Genomic DNA, 16124 nt, shown 5'->3' with positions numbered 1-16124 from the left:
GCCGCTTATGTTTACTGTATTACTCGCCATCGGCATTCTAGTTGCACTTGCTCTCGTGTTTGGTGCAATCCTTGGCTATGCCAACGTTCGTTTCCATGTGGAAGGGGACCCGATTGTTGACCAAATCGACGCCATTTTGCCACAAACTCAGTGCGGCCAATGTGGTCATCCTGGTTGCCGCCCTTATGCGGAAGCCATCTCTAATGGCGAAGCCATCAACCGTTGCCCTCCGGGTGGCCAAGCGACGGTTCAGGCGTTAGCTGATCTTCTCGATGTGGAAGCAATACCGTTAGATGGCGGTGAAGCAGAAGAGCCTATTAAGAAAGTAGCTGTTATTCGTGAAGACGAATGTATTGGCTGCACAAAATGTATTCAGGCGTGTCCTGTGGACGCTATTCTGGGCGCGGCAAAACAAATGCACACCGTTATTTCAGATGAATGTACGGGCTGTGACCTATGTGTCGAGCCTTGTCCTGTAGATTGTATTGATATGGTTGAAGTTGGCGTGACATCACGTACTTGGTCGTGGGAAAAACCACAAGGTGTGGGCATCGCACCTGCACAAATCATTGCCTCAGATCGTCAAACGGAGGTTACTCACTAATGGCTAAGCAGTCTAATCCTCCCGTATATGCATTTCATGGTGGCATTCATCCACCAGAAAATAAAGCGCAATCACTGGCATTGCCGTTAGGCAAACCAAGCTTGCCAAGTGAGCTTGTTCTGCCTCTTGGTCAACACATCGGTCAAGCATCACGCCCGTTAATCAATGTTGGCGATCGCGTTCAAAAAGGCCAAGCGATTGCCATTAATAATGGCTTCTTATCGAGCTTTCTACACGCCCCTACTTCAGGTCAAATCAGTGCGATTGAATCTCGACCTGTCGCCCATCCATCTGGGCTAAGCGACATGTGTATCATTCTGACGCCAGACCAAGCGGATGAGTGGATTGAGCTGGAGCCTCTTGAAAACTGGCGTGACATTAGCAAAACCGATGTACTTACCTTTTTAGCAGAGAAAGGCATCATCGGCATGGGCGGTGCTGGCTTTCCAACTCAAGTTAAGCTGCAAGGTGCGCACAAGCACCCATTAACCCACTTCATTATTAACGCCGCTGAGTGTGAACCCTACATTACCGCGGACGACATGCTGATCCGTGAGAAAACGCTTGAGCTGATACTTGGCATTGAGATTTTGCAACATTTGGTCGAAGCCAAACATGTTGTTATCGGTATTGAGGACAACAAGCCAACGGCCATTGCCGCCTTAGAAAAGCTTTTAAAAGAGCGCCAAAGCTCTATTCAAGTCGCGGTTGTACCGACCAAATATCCTTCTGGTGGCGAAAAGCAACTGATCCAATTACTGACTGAAAAAGAAGTACCGAGTGGACAATACCCTGCCGACATCGGCATTTTGTGTCAAAACGTTGGCACCTGTGTGGCCGTTTATGAAGCCATTAAACATGGTCGCCCTCTCATTACTCGTTTCACAACGCTCACAGGCGATGCGCTTAAAGCACCGCAAAACGTAGAAGTCTTGCTTGGCACACCGATCAGCCATTTGCTTGACTACGCGGACTTACAAGATAAAAAACTCACTCGCCTTGTCATGGGGGGGCCGATGATGGGCTTTACTCTAGACAGCAGTGACGTTCCTGTTGTCAAAACCACCAACTGCGTTTTGGCGGCAACCAAAAAAGAGCTACCTCAGCCAGCCCCTGAGCAAGCGTGCATCCGATGCGGCATGTGTGAACAAGCGTGTCCAGCTAGCCTGTTGCCACAACAGCTGCTGTGGTTTGCGAAAAGCCAAGAACATGAAAAAGCAGAACACTACAATCTGTTCGACTGTATTGAATGCGGTGCTTGTTCCTACGTCTGCCCTAGCAGCATTCCGTTGGTTCAGTACTACCGTCACAGCAAATCGGAAATCCGTGAAGCACGCGAAGCCGCTGTGAAGTCAGACATTGCGAAGCAACGCTTTGAGGCACGTAAAGCGCGTCAAGAAGCCGAAGCAGCTGAAAAAGAAGCCAAGCGTTTGGCTCGTCAGAGTGCCTCTGCTGCAAAACCTGCCGCGAAAAAGCCTGCTAAGCCAGCGCCAGAAACACCAACGCCTGCTGCGCCCGCGGTAGACGAAGCAGCTAAAAAAGCGAAGATAGATTTAGCCATTACCAAAGCGAAACTGAAAAAATTAGAAAAGGCGTTACTTGAAGCACAAGAAAAAGAGCACATGGAAGAAATCAGTGCACTGCAAACTCAAGTAGACGAAACCAAAAAAGACATTAGTGAACTGGAAACGAAAGTTGCTAGCGCTCCTGCTGCACCGACTAAAAAAGCCACGGCTCCTGTAATGAGTGATGAGGCTAAAAAAGCCAAAGTTGATGTCGCTCTCGCCAGCACCAAATTGAAAAAGGCAGAGAAGCAACTTGCAGAAGATCCAGATAACGCCGAACTTAAAGCCAAAGTTTCAGGCTTTTCAGCAGATCTAAAAATCGCCCAAGAAGCCTTTGAAAAACTAGGCGGTAACGACACAAAACCTGCAACAGTGGCGAAACCTGTGCTTAGCGATGAGGCAAAGAAAGCCAAAGTCGATGTCGCGCTTGCGAGCACTAAACTGAAGAAAGTCCAAAAGCAGCTTGCAGAGGATGCCGATAACGAAGAGCTAAAAACCAAAGCGGCCGATTTCGAGAAAGCCTTAAAAGAAGCTGAAGCTCGTTTATCATCACTCGATAACAATCCGGTACCTGAAACACCACCGGCTAAAAAGCCAGCCATGTCAGATGACTACAAAAAAGCTAAAGTGGATGTTGCGTTGGCCAGCACCAAACTTAAAAAGATTCAAAAGCAATTAGCAGAAGACCCGCAAAACAGTGAGCTTCAAGGTAAAGCGGTTGAATTTGAAAAAACACTCAAAGACGCCGAGGCGCAACTGGCCGCATTGGATGTGCCTGTGACAGCCGAACCTGCCAAAAGCAAAGCTCAAGCCACAGACGAAGATGCGACTCGTAAGCTTAAAATTGACGCAGCGATCGCCAAAGCGTCGCTCAAAAAAGCGGAAAAAGCGCTCTTAAAAGCCAAAGAACTGAACTCTGAAGACACCTCAAGTCTTGAGCAACAAGTTGAAAAAGCCAAAGCTCATGCTGATGAGCTGGAGCAAGCCCTTCAGAATGGCACTGCGAGCGCACAACCCGAAGCCCAAGCAAACGAGCAAAGCGCTGAGTTCAAAGAACGCCTGAAGAAACAAAAAGTGGCCGCGGCACTCGCCAAAGCACAGGTTAATAAACTAAAGCGACTGCTGGCAGCAGACCCTGAGGTTGAATCATTGCAACAGGAGTTAGCGGCTGCTGAAAAAACACAGCAAGACGAAGAAGCTAAACTCGAACAATTAACTAACACGCAAGAGAATCGCTAAATGTCATTATTGCGTATTACATCGCCCCATACTCACCGAGCAGGCCGTCGCACATCTTGGGTCATGCAAATGGTGATATTGGCTACCGTACCGGGCTTAATCACACAGACGTATCTATTTGGCTACGGTACTTTGATTAACCTTGTTATTGCCTGCTTGACGGCATTGCTCAGCGAAGCCTTTATTTTGAAACTGCGCAATCGCCCAATCGGCTTCTCTCTAAGTGATTGCAGTGCGTTATTAACCGCTGTCCTCTTAGCTCTGGCACTTCCGCCTACCGTACCTTGGTGGTTAACCGTGACTGCGGTGTCATTCTCGGTGATATTCGCGAAACAAGTTTACGGTGGTTTGGGCAACAACCCATTCAATCCAGCCATGGTGGGCTACGCGATTTGTCTGGTCTCCTTCCCTGTTCCGATGACACAGTGGATTGGCGCTTCTGAGATTATTCAAGCTGGCGCTGTACCAAGCTTTAGTGATAGCTTAGCGGCTATTTTTGGTAGTTTACCAACCATTGATTCATACACGATGGCAACGCCTCTGGACGCTTTTAAGCATAAAGATGGCCTGATGAGCTCCGAAGCCTACGCCTCTATTGCCGGCTTGCAATCTGCGAACCTAGTGAGCTGGATGTACGTCAACTTAGCCTACTTAGCCGGCGGCTTGCTATTGATCTGGCTACGTATTATTACTTGGCACACGCCCGTTGCAATGATCGCTGGACTGGGCTTGATGGCCAATGTTTTCTATGGACTCGATCCCGACAATGCGGCCTCGACGATTTTCCATCTAACGTCTGGTGCCGTGATGCTTGGCGCTTTCTTTATCGCCACAGACCCTGTTAGCTCTTGCACCAGTAACCGCGGTAAATTGGTATACGGTTTAGGCATCGGTATCTTGATTTATGTGATTCGCACATGGGGCGGCTACCCAGACGGTGTTGCGTTTGCAGTATTGTTGATGAACTTTGCGGCACCACTGATCGATTACTTTACTCAACCACGTACTTACGGTCATAAAAAAGCCAAAAAAGGCCTAACGATTGGAGGTGAAAAATAATGAACATCTTTACCTCAATTCGCCAAAACAGTGTTGGCTTAGGTCTTTTTGCGGTATTAACGGCAGGTCTGATTGCATTAACACATCAGCTAACCGAGCACACGATTGAAGATAATATCGTTCAAGCACAACTGTCTGCGTTTAATGAAATTTTGCCTGCAGACCGCTACGACAATAACCTTGCCGAAGCACAAGTGCTATTACCTGCTGATCCGTTATTAGGTTCATCTGAACCGGTGCCAGCCTTCATTGCTCGTAAAGATGGACAAGTGACCGCCATTATCTTTGAAACGATCGCACCTGGTGGTTACAACGGGAACTTAGATCTCTTGGTCGCGATCGACCGAAATGGCGTCGTTACGGGATCACGTGTGATCAGCCATAAAGAAACACCAGGACTGGGCGACAAAGTGGATTTACAGAAGTCTCAATGGATCTTATCCTTCGCTGGAAAATCCCTTGAGAACACACCTTTGAAGCAGTGGAATGTCAAAAAAGACGGTGGTACGTTCGACCAGTTTACCGGCGCAACCATCACTCCACGCGCTGTTGTGCGCGCGGTTAAGAATACATTACTTTATTTTAACGAGAACCAAGACGCGCTGTTGTCGCGTTAGGATTTGCTATGAGCGCTCAAGACACACTTGCACCTGATACACCCGTGGAAAATCCCGCGCCAGCGGGGCCTGATTATCAAGAAATCTTGTATAACGGCCTCTGGAAAAACAACCCAGCCCTAGTCCAATTACTTGGTTTATGTCCGCTTTTGGCAGTGACCAGTACGGTTGTTAACGCCATCGGCCTTGGCTTAGCGACTATTGTGGTGTTACTGGGTTCAAACATTGCCGTTTCATTGATCCGTAACTACGTCTCTGAAGCGGTTCGTTTACCTGCCTTCGTGATGATCATTGCCTCGTTTACCACTTGTATTGAGCTAATCATGCAGGCTTATACCTACGAGCTGTACCAAATTCTTGGCATTTTTATTCCTTTGATCGTGACTAACTGTGCCATTCTTGGTCGTGCCGATGCATTTGCGAGCCGTAACCCAGTATTACCTTCCGCGGTAGATGGCTTAATGATGGGGCTTGGCTTTATGTTTGTGTTGGTTGTCTTAGGCGGTATGCGTGAGCTAATCGGCCAAGCGACCTTATTTAGCGATATGCACTTATTGTTTGGTGACATAGCATTAGGTTGGAAGATTACGTTTTTCAGCGATTACCCAAATGTTCTATTCGCCATCTTGCCGCCAGGTGCCTTTATCGGCCTAGGTCTTCTAATCGCCATAAAGAACTACTATGACGAGAAAGAAAAACAACGCGTTGCTAAGGCACAAGAAGGCCAAGAAAAAGTCTCTCGTCGCGTACGTGTTACCGATTAGTCAGGTCTAGGAGGGGATTGTGAACAAAGCTAAGCGACATGAGATTTTTACACGATTACGTGCCGAAAATCCCAATCCAGTGACTGAACTTGAATACAACTCCCCTTTTGAACTATTGATAGCCGTGTTGTTGTCTGCTCAAGCGACGGATGTGAGTGTTAATAAAGCCACACGCAAACTTTTCCCTGTCGCGAATACGCCAGAGAGCATGTACGCACTGGGCGTTGATGGCCTTAAGCAATACATTAAAACCATTGGTTTGTTTAATGCCAAAGCAGAGAATGCAATCAAGACCTGTCAAATGTTGATTGAGAAACATAACAGTGAGGTACCACAAACTCGTGCTGAGTTAGAAGCGTTACCCGGCGTCGGCCGCAAAACCGCTAACGTCGTGCTGAATACGGCCTTTCGCCAAGTCGCCATGGCTGTAGATACACATATTTTTCGTGTTTCAAATCGCACTAAAATTGCACCCGGTAAAAACGTATTAGAAGTGGAAGACAAACTGATTCGCTTTTTACCAAAAGAATTTCTACTCGATGCTCATCACTGGCTCATTTTACATGGGCGTTATATCTGCACCGCAAGAAAGCCAAAGTGTGATGCCTGCATCATTGAAGACCTCTGCGAATTTAAAGAGAAAACGTCTTCCTAGGCTCAAATCAAGTGGATCTAAAATTTCGCTGTGATACCCGCTAGAAACCACTATAATGTCGCGTGATGTAATTTCTGACTCTAACGGATAATGCTGTGACTAAACACTCCTCACCTTATGTTCGCTGCTTCTGGACAGGCACGCTTTACCTTACCAACGGTAAGAGCACTGCCATTCACTGTACGCACATCTCACATAACTTAGTGGAAGTAGAATCCCCATTTGGCCTGATGGGCTCAAAAAAAGTAAAACTAGAGCTGAATGCGATACACGAAGGTAAGCAAGCAACCATCAAAGCGATCTGCATCCCCTCAGCAGATATTTTAAACGAGCACGATAAACACTATATTCAAATGCAGTTTCACTCCATTGCAGAGAAAGAGCGCGCCTTTATCGACACATTTGTAAAAGCACACAGCTAAAAAAGGCGCCGAGGCGCCTTTATAAGTTCGTATACCTTGCTTTAAACTGCGACCATCACGTCTTCAAACAACTTCAACATACGTTCGCCATCCACTTCCATGCAAACTTGAGTCATCGGGACACCATCCCAATGTGGTTCTGGATATTCCATGCCTTGTGGTGCAAAGATGGTCTGCCCTAACGCAATACCTTCACACGCTACACGAATGGCACCCAACTCAATACCAAAGATGCTTGGGTCTAATAGATAGGCAATGGTTGATGCATCATGGAAATAGCAGCCTTCCACACCAAAACGGTCACTGTAAAACTTAATATAAAATTGAGCGCAGTCGTAAAGGAAATTACCCTGCTCTGGGTTCTGGGCTTTGATTCGCTCTAGAATAGTATTGTCTAGCAATACTTGATGAGTCACATCCAGTCCCACCATGGTCACTTGCCAAGGTGCGCCAAACACTTTATCCGCTGCATGAGGGTCGTTGATGATGTTCGCTTCTGCCACAGGTGACACGTTGCCATACTCAACCGCCGTGCCGCCCATCAATACCACTTCATCAACTAAGTTAGCGATCTCTGGATCCAGCTCTAGCGCTTTAGCAAGGTTACCTAACGGCGCTAAGGCAACAATTGTGACTTCACCAGGGTACTTACGCACCTGCTCAACAATAAACTCGGCGGCTGTTTGATCCGAAGCTGTTTTCGTTGGTGCCGGATAATCAATGTTACCAAAGCCATCAGCACCGTGAACAAAGTCAGGGAACGGACGCGGTGCGATGACTGAAGGAATAGAGACACCACCGACAACCGGCACGTCCACACCAGCAATCTCGGTGAGTATCAGGGCATTTTTTGTCGCAATATCGACAGGGACGTTGCCATAAGTGGTTGTTAGACCCAGCACATCAAGCTCTTTTGCTTGAAAAGCAAAAAATATGGCCATTGCATCATCAATGCCAGGGTCCGTATCAATAATAATTTTACGTGTCATAGGTTCACTCTTATGTGTTCTGGTTCTAATTATGTTGAGCTAAAAAGTCGTTTACTTCATTCATCGTGGGAATGGAGGGTGCCGCTCCCATACGCGTCACACAAATGGCTGAGGCGGCACATGCTTTCGTCATCGCTTGTTTCATTGGTGTCCCTTGGCTTAACTCCGCCAAGCAGAAGCCTATAAACGTATCTCCTGCCGCAGTAGTATCTTTTGCTGACACCACAAAAGCAGGTACTTGAATGTCTTCTTGCGCCGAGAAATAACGCACGCCCTCTTTGCCCAGCGTCATCATGACCGCGATATCTGGGTAATCCTTAGGCAGTTTCTCAGCCGCCGCTTCAATCGTATCCACTTGAGCTAAGTCCATGGCCTCAACTTCATTAACGATTAACAGGTCAAGATAAGGTAATACCTTACGCGTCAATTCAGCGTCCATCGGTGCAGGATTAAACACCACCTTAGCGCCTGCCTCTTGAGCTGCTTGCAGCGCCTCCGCTACGAGATTGGTCTCATTTTGCAACAACACCCAATCGCCTTGCTGTAGATTGTCGAGCACACTCTTTATTTGGCGACTTGTCAGCGTATGGTTGGCCCCCGCATGCAGGATGATAGCGTTCTCAGCTTCACCTGTAAGCTGAATGATCGCATGACCTGTGGTTTCTTCTACCTTAGCGATCCATTCTGTATCAACACCATAGCTTTGTAGCTGCTCAATAATGTGAGTATCACTGTGGCAAATCGCTCCGACATGTTTAACCTTCGCGCCCGCTTTGGCGAGAGCAACCGATTGATTAGCGCCCTTACCTCCCAGTAATTGCTGATAACTGGACGAGCCCATGGTTTCACCTGGACGAACAAAATGGTCAACCTGATAGAGATGGTCAACATTTATTGAGCCGACATTAAATACGGTCATACAACACCTACATGAATTTAATTTTTTAACCAAACGGTCAATCAAAACATTTTTTCACTGCGATTAAAATAGCTGACTTTATGGCATAAAAAAACGCCCATCTTTTACAAGGTGGGCGTTTTTATTATCTGATGACTAGCACAGCGCTAATCACGCAATAGATTATTACTTACGGTCTAGGAATGTACGACCTTTTTGCGCTGCAATACGCATGCGCAAAGCATTTAGCTTGATAAAGCCCGCTGCATCTTTTTGATCGTAGGCACCTGCATCGTCTTCGAACGTAGCAATGGTGCTGTCGAATAGGCTGTATGGAGATTCACGACCTTCAACAATCACGTTACCTTTATACAGTTTCAAACGCACGGTACCCGTTACGAATTCTTGAGAAGCGTCAATCAGTGCTTGCAGCATACGACGCTCTTCAGACCACCAGAAGCCGTTGTAAATCACTTTCGCGTATTTCGGCATGATCTCATCTTTTAGGTGAGCCGCTTCACGGTCTAGCGTGATAGATTCCATCGCACGGTGTGCTTTCAGAAGGATGGTACCACCTGGTGTTTCGTAACAACCACGCGACTTCATACCTACGAAACGGTTTTCAACTAGGTCGTCACGACCGATACCGTTCGCGCCACCAACCTTGTTTAGTGTTTCAAGGATCGTCGCTGGAGACATTGCTTCACCGTTGATAGAAACTGCATCACCTTTTTCAAAGCCAAGCTCGATGATCGTTGCTTCATCTGGTGCTTGCTCTGGCGATACAGACCAACGCCACATATCTTCTTCAGCACCTACCCATGGATCTTCTAGTAAATCACCTTCGTATGAGATGTGCAGAAGGTTAGCATCCATTGAGTATGGTGATTTCTTCTTAGCATTAGAGAAATCTACTGGGATATCATGCTCTTTACAGTAAGCCATAAGCGTTTCACGAGACGTTAGGTCCCATTCACGCCATGGTGCAATCACTTGAACGCCTGGCTTAAGCGCGTAAGCACCTAGCTCGAAACGTACTTGGTCGTTGCCTTTACCTGTTGCGCCGTGAGAAATCGCATCCGCACCTGTTTCGTTAGCAATTTCAATCAAACGCTTAGCGATAAGTGGACGAGCGATAGACGTACCTAGAAGATACTCACCTTCGTATACTGTGTTCGCACGGAACATTGGGAATACGAAATCACGTACGAATTCTTCGCGAAGGTCTTCGATGTAGATTTCTTTAACGCCCAACGCTTGAGCTTTCGCGCGAGCTGGCTCTACTTCTTCGCCCTGACCCAAGTCAGCGGTAAAAGTTACCACTTCACACTGATACTCTTCTTGAAGCCACTTCACGATTACTGAAGTGTCTAGGCCGCCAGAGTAGGCTAGCACTACCTTCTTCACGTCAGACATTATATTCCTTCTCCTCAACGAGACTCAGCACAGCCTCTGAAACGGACTGCGCGCAGTTAAAATAAAATAGGCGGTAAGTGTAAAATTTCGCCCCTTGCTTAGCAAGAGGCGTTCCTGAAAATAGAAAGGATAGTTGCGCTAAACCCTAGTCTTTATGGGCTTGGTTCTGATAGTGACTGCGCATTATTGCTTGAACGCTCTAAACGAATGGTCACACGACGGTTTCGCTCACGTCCATCGTTCTTACGGTTATCCGCCGCGGGGTAGCGCTCACCATGATAACGGGACACAATTTTTTCAGGTGCGATGCCTTTTTTAAGTAGATACTCGGTCACCCTTTCTGCACGCTCTTTAGACAATTCGCGATTGTCTCGGCGCGAACCAATAATGTCGGTATGACCATCTATATAGATGTATTCAATGGTGGGGTCTGCATCGACATATAACGCGACCAAATCCAGTCGACGCTTAATTCGATCCGTTAACTCTACGCCGTTCGTTGGGAATAACGCGGCGGTACGTGCGATTTGCTCAAAATTAACTGGCAATAAGCTAGCCATGCAGCGCCGAAATTCATCGTAGGCAGGGTTAAAATTAATGTTGCTAAGTGCCACTTCAACACTTTCACGTCCATTCTCCCAAGCAGAACCTGTTACAACAGGGTGACGACCTCGATCAAGAGACGTCAACATTTGCTCGGCGACTTTACCACCCACTTCAACGGTCAATCCATAGCCTGGATAAGGCATGATCTCCAGCGTCTCAGGCGATATTCCCGGTATCCAACTTGGCGCTTGAGAAATAATATACACTTGTCCTGGCCCAATTTTTTCATTTTGCGGATGCAAAACAAACTTCATTGGTTCGCCAGCTTCTTTTATAAACTCACCAATTCCAAAGTGTGGAATGGGGTGAGCCAAAGTACATTCAAAAATATCACCGGACAGGGACCATCTTGACTCTTCTATATCAGATTCATATCGAGTCAACGCATGACTGTTCATAGCCGCTAAAGCGCTGGCCAATAAAAGCATGGTTTTGATTAAAGGTTTCACTATCACGGTTAAGAGTTCTCGTTCTAGACTTAGCATGTATGTTATCATCTTCCGCCAACTACTCATTAATTTTCTGAGCATACGGCAGAATTAAGGATTCTCTTTTGTCTAATCACGAAATCAAAGATCGATTCCGCGGCTTCCTACCTATTGTTATCGACGTCGAAACGGCTGGCTTTAATGCAAAAACAGACGCCCTCCTAGAATTGGCTGCCAGCATCCTGAGAATGGATGAAAATGGCGAGCTTTATATCTATGAAACCATGTCATTTCACATTAAACCCTTTGAAGGCGCTAACCTTGAAAAAGAGGCTTTAGAATTCACTGGGATCGATCCTTTTGCCCCTGATCGTGATGATCTTGCTGAAAAAGAAGCGTTAAGCCAAATGTTCTCAAATGTTCGAAAAGAACTGAAATCGACAGGTTGTAAACGTGCGATTCTAGTGGGACATAATTCTGCTTTTGATCATGGCTTCTTAAATGCGGCCATTGACCGCAACGAGATCAAGCGTAACCCATTTCACCCCTTCTCAAGCTTTGATACTGCGTCACTTTCTGGTTTAGCCTTTGGCCAAACCGTTTTGGCCAAAGCATGTCAAGTAGCAGGCATTGAATTCAGTAACTCTGAAGCCCACTCTGCTGCCTATGACACAGAAAAAACTGCAGAGCTTTTCTGTGAGATCGTCAATCGCTGGAAACGATTAGGAGGCTGGAGCCTTGTCGCTGACAGTGAAGGAGATACGATGGAGTCGTTATTCGGTGCAGCTAACTAGCCCGTACACTACTCACCATAGACGTTCAAATACCGGCCCTAAAGCCAGTGTTTGAACAGAATCTTGCGTGTCATGGCGGTACAGAGCCGTATTTTTCAACCAGTTGATGCTGAGCCATCTACATTAAGATAGAACTTTCGTATGACGGGTAAGCGAATTGCATTATTAATCTTTGGGTGGATGTCTCTCATTACAGGCATTGTTGGAATCTTTTTACCCTTGCTTCCAACCACGCCCTTAGTGTTACTTGCTGCGTGGTGCTTCTCAAAGTCATCTGAGCGCTTCCATGAATGGCTACTCAACCACAAATATTTTGGTCCGATTGTCTCGGACTGGCAATCAGACCAAGGAATCCCTAAAAAAGCCCGTAATCGAGCACTCATTTTTATGTGGGCAGGTATGACCCTATCAATGTTCATTGTCTGGCGATTCTGGGCCACCATTGGTCTATGTGTCATAGGTTTAGCTGTCAGCATTCACTTATTGCGCATGCCATTACGCAAAGAGACACCTCCACAATGACGTCAAACAGCCTATAATTGTTTGGCTATCTGAGTATTGTTCGACAATTCATCATTGCTTGCTAAATATTAGACTTACGATCAGATACGCATGCCAGTAGAATCGTTCAGATAGGCTAGCCCTATACACAAGTCAATCAGTAAGGAGTACTCATGACTAACTTGTTTACCTTCATGAAACCATGGCAGAAGAAGACCTTAATCATCTCAACGGCCACATTGGTTGTCTTGTGTAGCACTTGGGCCTTAATTCCATCGATCACAAAATGGGCCGCTAACAAATACCTATCCCAACATGACGCCAACCTAACTGCGGCTGAAATCAATCCCGACCTTTTCCCTATTGGACTGTCTCTTAGCGATGTTGCGATCACGGTTAAAGAGCAACAAACTTTATCCCTTAAGCACTTGAGCATAGGCTTAGACTTTTGGCCATTGTTTACTGGCGCTTTCAATGTAAACCATATCTCCATAGACGGTTTTTCCATGGATGTAGACCAAGTTGAAAATGGTTGGGTTATAGCGGGTATTCCTACAGCCTCGAACGACGCAAGTACACCAGTAGAAGAGCCAGAAAATAACCAAGACTCTGAAGACAACCCTATTGCGCCAACATTTTTTATCCGTAACGCATCTATCAATGATACCTCTATTCGTCTAAACACCTTGGCGGGTGATGATCGTTTTGCCATTACCAGCCTTAGCATTAGTGAGGTGTCACACGATATGTTTAATTGGCGCGGGGTATTTAATTTAGAAGCAACGATTAACGATGGTATCGCTAATATTGAAGGCGACATCTCCGCAGATAAAGAACAAGTAGACGCCAGCATTGATATTGGCAACATTCAATTATCCAGTTCTGATATCAATCACTTTTTACCTCAAAATATTGGCCTATTTTCCGCTTCTGACGTCAGTCTAGAAGGCCAAACTAACGCTACTTATTATTTTAACAACGCACCAAAACTATCTTTTACGTCACCTCTGGTCACGTTAGATACTAAGCAGTTTAGCTTCTCTGACAAGGATCAGAAGGCCTCATGGGCAACTCTTGAAACCAATTTATCCGACGTTTCACTTGAAATGCAAAGCGCATCAGAGCTTAAACTTGCAGCGAATACTGGAATTACATTTACTGGCTTAGCGTTATCGTCTGGCGAACAGTCTCTACAAGCCGATAATGTAGCGTTCTCAAATGATTTGGTGGCGACTAAAAAGGGAAACACTTTAAACATTGAAAAAGGTGACTCCCAACTTACACTGACAAAAGCGAGTGCTAAAAGCGGTGATAATCAAATCAATGTGGCGCAAGCATCTGCCAATCTTTCCAGCTTACTTGCGAAACTGTCGCTACCTGAAGCTACTGGGGATATCGCGGGAACAATCGACCTCAGTACAAACAACCTTTCTGGACAATTAGCAGACAACGGCAAAGCTAATTTAAAGGCATTCCAACTGTCAGCGCCTGTTAAAGTAAGTTTAGCTAAAGACAGTAAAACCGCTGCACTGCAAACCTTTAACCTTTCTATGGATGACGCTGCATTCGAACAAAATGATTTAAAAGCTCAACTGGCCTCCTTTGGCATCGAATTAGCGAACATGGCATTAAGCCAATCAGAAAAAGGCATTAGCATAAAAAGTGACCGTTCCGATCTCGACCTTAAACAAGCTACCGTTACAAGCAAGGACATCACGGGCTCTCTAGGCTCACTCGCTGTTAATTTGAATAACACCTCGGTCCAACAATCTGATGAAAGCTTAAATGTCATCAGTGACGCGGCTATTACTTCACAGACGTTAAATGCGACGCTTCGCAACTTACCTAACGCGCAGCCCGAAACGACCCTTAAATACGATACCTTTGGCTTTAAAAACCAAGTTTCGTGGCAGCAATCTGCCGACAAAAGTGCTCTAAATGCGAAACAAAATTCACTGAATGTGGCCAATCTTTCAGTGGATCAAAACAACACAATGAAAAGCTTGCTGGACAATATAGAGATCAATAATGATGGCGTAACCGTTTCGTTAAATCAGGGTCAAATGACGGATCTGAAAGCCAATAATAGCCAAGTAGCCTTAGGCAAGCTTAGCGCTAAGCTTCCTGACGGTGGCACTTTGCTTAGCTGGAAAGACATTCAAGTCAGCAGTTCACAAATCGATTTTGACAAGAATGGCCCAGTGGCTATGCTCGAATCGATCACCGTCAACAATTTCGTCGCATCGGAACCAAAGCAAGACTCAGGCTTACCACCACTTGGCAAGTTTGAAAAATTATCAGTTAATAACGTAGACTTTCGAACGCAAGGTGTTCAGGTCGACAGTGTAAAAATTGACAAGTTAATTGCAGGTATCGCCCTTTCAGAATCTCGCGGTGTCGCAAACTTGATACTACCAAGCTCGATGCAGCCAGCCAAAGATGAAACAGCAAACATCGACAGCAAGCCTGTTGAGGCCGAAGCAACGAACAGCAAAAATAGCACAGAAGCCGAAACGCCCTTTTATGTGGTTATCAACACTATAGAGGTATCGGCTGACTCACAGTTTAGCTTCTCTGATCAGGGCATCACACCTGCCTTAAGTCGTGTGTTAGATATTGAACAACTCACCGTAAAAAATCTAAATACGCGCTCAAAAGGTGAAAAGGCGCATATTTTATTAAAGGCTAAGAATGGTAATTACGCGACAATAGAAAGTGATGTGTCCATTGTGCCAACCGCTGAGCGCCTCACAATGACCGCCAAAGCAAAAATACGAGAAATTGAACTCCCCCCTGTCTCCCCCTATGTTGCGAACGCTTTAGGTTACCGAATTAATTCAGGTCAGTTAAATATGGACCTAGACTTAAAAGCGACCGAAGGTGAACTGGATGGTAATACACACATTGTGTTACGCCAATTTGACTTAGGTGGTCAAAAAAGCAGTAACGCCGTACTCAAGGTAGGCGTGATTCCATTGAACTTAGCCGTGGACACCTTAAAGAATCGTGATGACAACATTATCTTAGACTTACCAATGCGTGGTGACATTTCCAATCCAAGTTTCCAGTGGCAAAACTTTTTCCTTTTACCCATACGACAAGGACTGTATAAGGCCTCTAGTTCCTATTTAATGCAAACTTTTGTTCCATATGCCAACGTAATCACCCTAGTGCAATTTGCTGGTGAGCAAGCGCTTAGATTACGTGTCGAGCCCTTAAAGTTTGAGCATGGAGACAGTGATATTAACGAGTCACAACAAGCATTTTTAGATCAATTAGCCACACTCATGAAAGATCGAAATGGAGCACAACTAAGAGCCTGTGGGTTTGGCGTACCAAAGGACTTGGACGAAGAGACACCACCTGAGACTTTAGACAACGATGATCAGCAAGCACTGTTGAAGCTTGCCAATAAACGAGCCGAGAGCCTAAAAGCTTATTTAGTAGACGCGGATATTAAGTCGTCTCGAATTTTTCTTTGCTCGCCAGACATCGATTCCAGTAAAAAAGGTCAACCTCGAGTAGAACTCAATTTTTAGTGAACAATGAGCAAGCTCTGTACAAATT

Annotated in this window: 14 protein-coding genes; 10 read left to right on the top strand and 4 right to left on the bottom strand. The window is 45.9% G+C overall.

Annotation, left to right across the window (positions count from 1 at the left end):
- The first annotated feature begins 7 nt into the window (after positions 1 to 7).
- The 7 genes from rsxB to AYW76_RS08085 all read left to right on the top strand — a co-directional run bounded on the left by rsxB (position 8) and on the right by AYW76_RS08085 (position 6925).
- The gene (gene rsxB / locus AYW76_RS08115) at positions 8 to 604 is read left to right on the top strand and encodes an electron transport complex subunit RsxB (RefSeq protein WP_067036598.1); all 597 of its coding nucleotides are present in this window, start codon (positions 8 to 10) and stop codon (positions 602 to 604) included.
- Entirely contained in the window at positions 604 to 3408 is a 2805-nt protein-coding gene (gene rsxC / locus AYW76_RS08110; protein WP_067218300.1) for an electron transport complex subunit RsxC, read from the top strand. The genes rsxB and rsxC overlap by 1 nt, the downstream gene beginning before the upstream one ends.
- Positions 3409 to 4467 carry an electron transport complex subunit RsxD gene (gene rsxD, locus AYW76_RS08105; protein ID WP_067218298.1) on the top strand — a complete coding sequence of 353 codons (1059 nt, stop codon included), beginning with the start codon at positions 3409 to 3411 and terminating at the stop codon, positions 4465 to 4467.
- On the top strand, positions 4467 to 5084 hold the full coding sequence (rsxG, locus tag AYW76_RS08100; protein ID WP_067218295.1) for an electron transport complex subunit RsxG: 618 nt from the start codon (positions 4467 to 4469) through the stop codon (positions 5082 to 5084). The genes rsxD and rsxG overlap by 1 nt, the downstream gene beginning before the upstream one ends.
- An 8-nt stretch (positions 5085 to 5092) precedes the next feature.
- A complete protein-coding gene (locus tag AYW76_RS08095) occupies positions 5093 to 5848 on the top strand; it encodes an electron transport complex subunit E (RefSeq protein ID WP_082866158.1) in 756 nt (251 codons plus the stop codon).
- A 19-nt stretch (positions 5849 to 5867) separates the two neighbouring features.
- Entirely contained in the window at positions 5868 to 6503 is a 636-nt protein-coding gene (gene nth, locus AYW76_RS08090) for an endonuclease III (RefSeq protein ID WP_067036586.1), read from the top strand.
- Between the two features lie 95 nt (positions 6504 to 6598).
- Positions 6599 to 6925, top strand: coding sequence for a hypothetical protein (locus tag AYW76_RS08085; protein ID WP_067218292.1), 327 nt, complete (start codon positions 6599 to 6601; stop codon positions 6923 to 6925).
- A gap of 41 nt (positions 6926 to 6966) precedes the next feature.
- Here AYW76_RS08085 and AYW76_RS08080 read toward each other — a convergent pair whose 3' ends face one another.
- The 4 genes from AYW76_RS08080 to AYW76_RS08065 form a co-directional block, all read right to left on the bottom strand.
- Positions 6967 to 7914, bottom strand: a complete 948-nt coding sequence (locus AYW76_RS08080) for a nucleoside hydrolase (RefSeq protein WP_067218288.1) — start codon at positions 7912 to 7914, stop codon at positions 6967 to 6969.
- Positions 7915 to 7939: 25 nt separating this feature from the next.
- Positions 7940 to 8833, bottom strand: coding sequence for a ribokinase (locus tag AYW76_RS08075; protein WP_067218285.1), 894 nt, complete (start codon positions 8831 to 8833; stop codon positions 7940 to 7942).
- A 165-nt stretch (positions 8834 to 8998) separates the two neighbouring features.
- The gene (locus tag AYW76_RS08070) at positions 8999 to 10228 is read right to left on the bottom strand and encodes an argininosuccinate synthase (RefSeq protein WP_067036576.1); all 1230 of its coding nucleotides are present in this window, start codon (positions 10226 to 10228) and stop codon (positions 8999 to 9001) included.
- 152 nt (positions 10229 to 10380) lie between these two features.
- Positions 10381 to 11319 carry a flagellar protein MotY gene (locus tag AYW76_RS08065; protein ID WP_231872571.1) on the bottom strand — a complete coding sequence of 313 codons (939 nt, stop codon included), beginning with the start codon at positions 11317 to 11319 and terminating at the stop codon, positions 10381 to 10383.
- A gap of 68 nt (positions 11320 to 11387) precedes the next feature.
- On the opposite strand from AYW76_RS08065, the gene rnt reads away from it, so the two are divergent.
- The 3 genes from rnt to AYW76_RS08050 all read left to right on the top strand — a co-directional run bounded on the left by rnt (position 11388) and on the right by AYW76_RS08050 (position 16096).
- Positions 11388 to 12056: a ribonuclease T gene (gene rnt / locus AYW76_RS08060; protein ID WP_067036573.1), complete on the top strand. Its 669-nt coding sequence runs from the start codon at positions 11388 to 11390 to the stop codon at positions 12054 to 12056.
- A gap of 141 nt (positions 12057 to 12197) precedes the next feature.
- On the top strand, positions 12198 to 12578 hold the full coding sequence (locus AYW76_RS08055; protein ID WP_067036572.1) for a YbaN family protein: 381 nt from the start codon (positions 12198 to 12200) through the stop codon (positions 12576 to 12578).
- Between the two features lie 152 nt (positions 12579 to 12730).
- Complete coding sequence (locus AYW76_RS08050) at positions 12731 to 16096, top strand: DUF748 domain-containing protein (protein ID WP_067218282.1); 3366 nt, start codon at positions 12731 to 12733, stop codon at positions 16094 to 16096.
- Positions 16097 to 16124 lie beyond the last annotated feature (28 nt).

The organism is Marinomonas gallaica (assembly GCF_001639745.1).
In the GTDB taxonomy this organism is placed as follows: domain Bacteria; phylum Pseudomonadota; class Gammaproteobacteria; order Pseudomonadales; family Marinomonadaceae; genus Marinomonas; species Marinomonas gallaica.
The sequence above is the reverse complement of the archived record's forward strand: the minus strand, read 5'-3'. Positions and strand labels throughout refer to the sequence as shown.

Excerpts from the sequence above, each read along its gene's own strand:
- AYW76_RS08080 (WP_067218288.1), bottom strand. The coding sequence starts at position 7,914 with ATGACACGTAAAATTATTATTGATACGGACCCTGGCATTGATGATGCA.
- AYW76_RS08070 (WP_067036576.1), bottom strand. The coding sequence starts at position 10,228 with ATGTCTGACGTGAAGAAGGTAGTGCTAGCCTACTCTGGCGGCCTAGAC.
- AYW76_RS08075 (WP_067218285.1), bottom strand. The coding sequence starts at position 8,833 with ATGACCGTATTTAATGTCGGCTCAATAAATGTTGACCATCTCTATCAG.
- AYW76_RS08065 (WP_231872571.1), bottom strand. The coding sequence starts at position 11,319 with ATGCTAAGTCTAGAACGAGAACTCTTAACCGTGATAGTGAAACCTTTA.
- AYW76_RS08050 (WP_067218282.1), top strand. The coding sequence starts at position 12,731 with ATGACTAACTTGTTTACCTTCATGAAACCATGGCAGAAGAAGACCTTA.
- AYW76_RS08055 (WP_067036572.1), top strand. The coding sequence starts at position 12,198 with ATGACGGGTAAGCGAATTGCATTATTAATCTTTGGGTGGATGTCTCTC.
- AYW76_RS08095 (WP_082866158.1), top strand. The coding sequence starts at position 5,093 with ATGAGCGCTCAAGACACACTTGCACCTGATACACCCGTGGAAAATCCC.
- rsxD (WP_067218298.1), top strand. The coding sequence starts at position 3,409 with ATGTCATTATTGCGTATTACATCGCCCCATACTCACCGAGCAGGCCGT.
- rsxC (WP_067218300.1), top strand. The coding sequence starts at position 604 with ATGGCTAAGCAGTCTAATCCTCCCGTATATGCATTTCATGGTGGCATT.
- rsxG (WP_067218295.1), top strand. The coding sequence starts at position 4,467 with ATGAACATCTTTACCTCAATTCGCCAAAACAGTGTTGGCTTAGGTCTT.
- rsxB (WP_067036598.1), top strand. The coding sequence starts at position 8 with ATGTTTACTGTATTACTCGCCATCGGCATTCTAGTTGCACTTGCTCTC.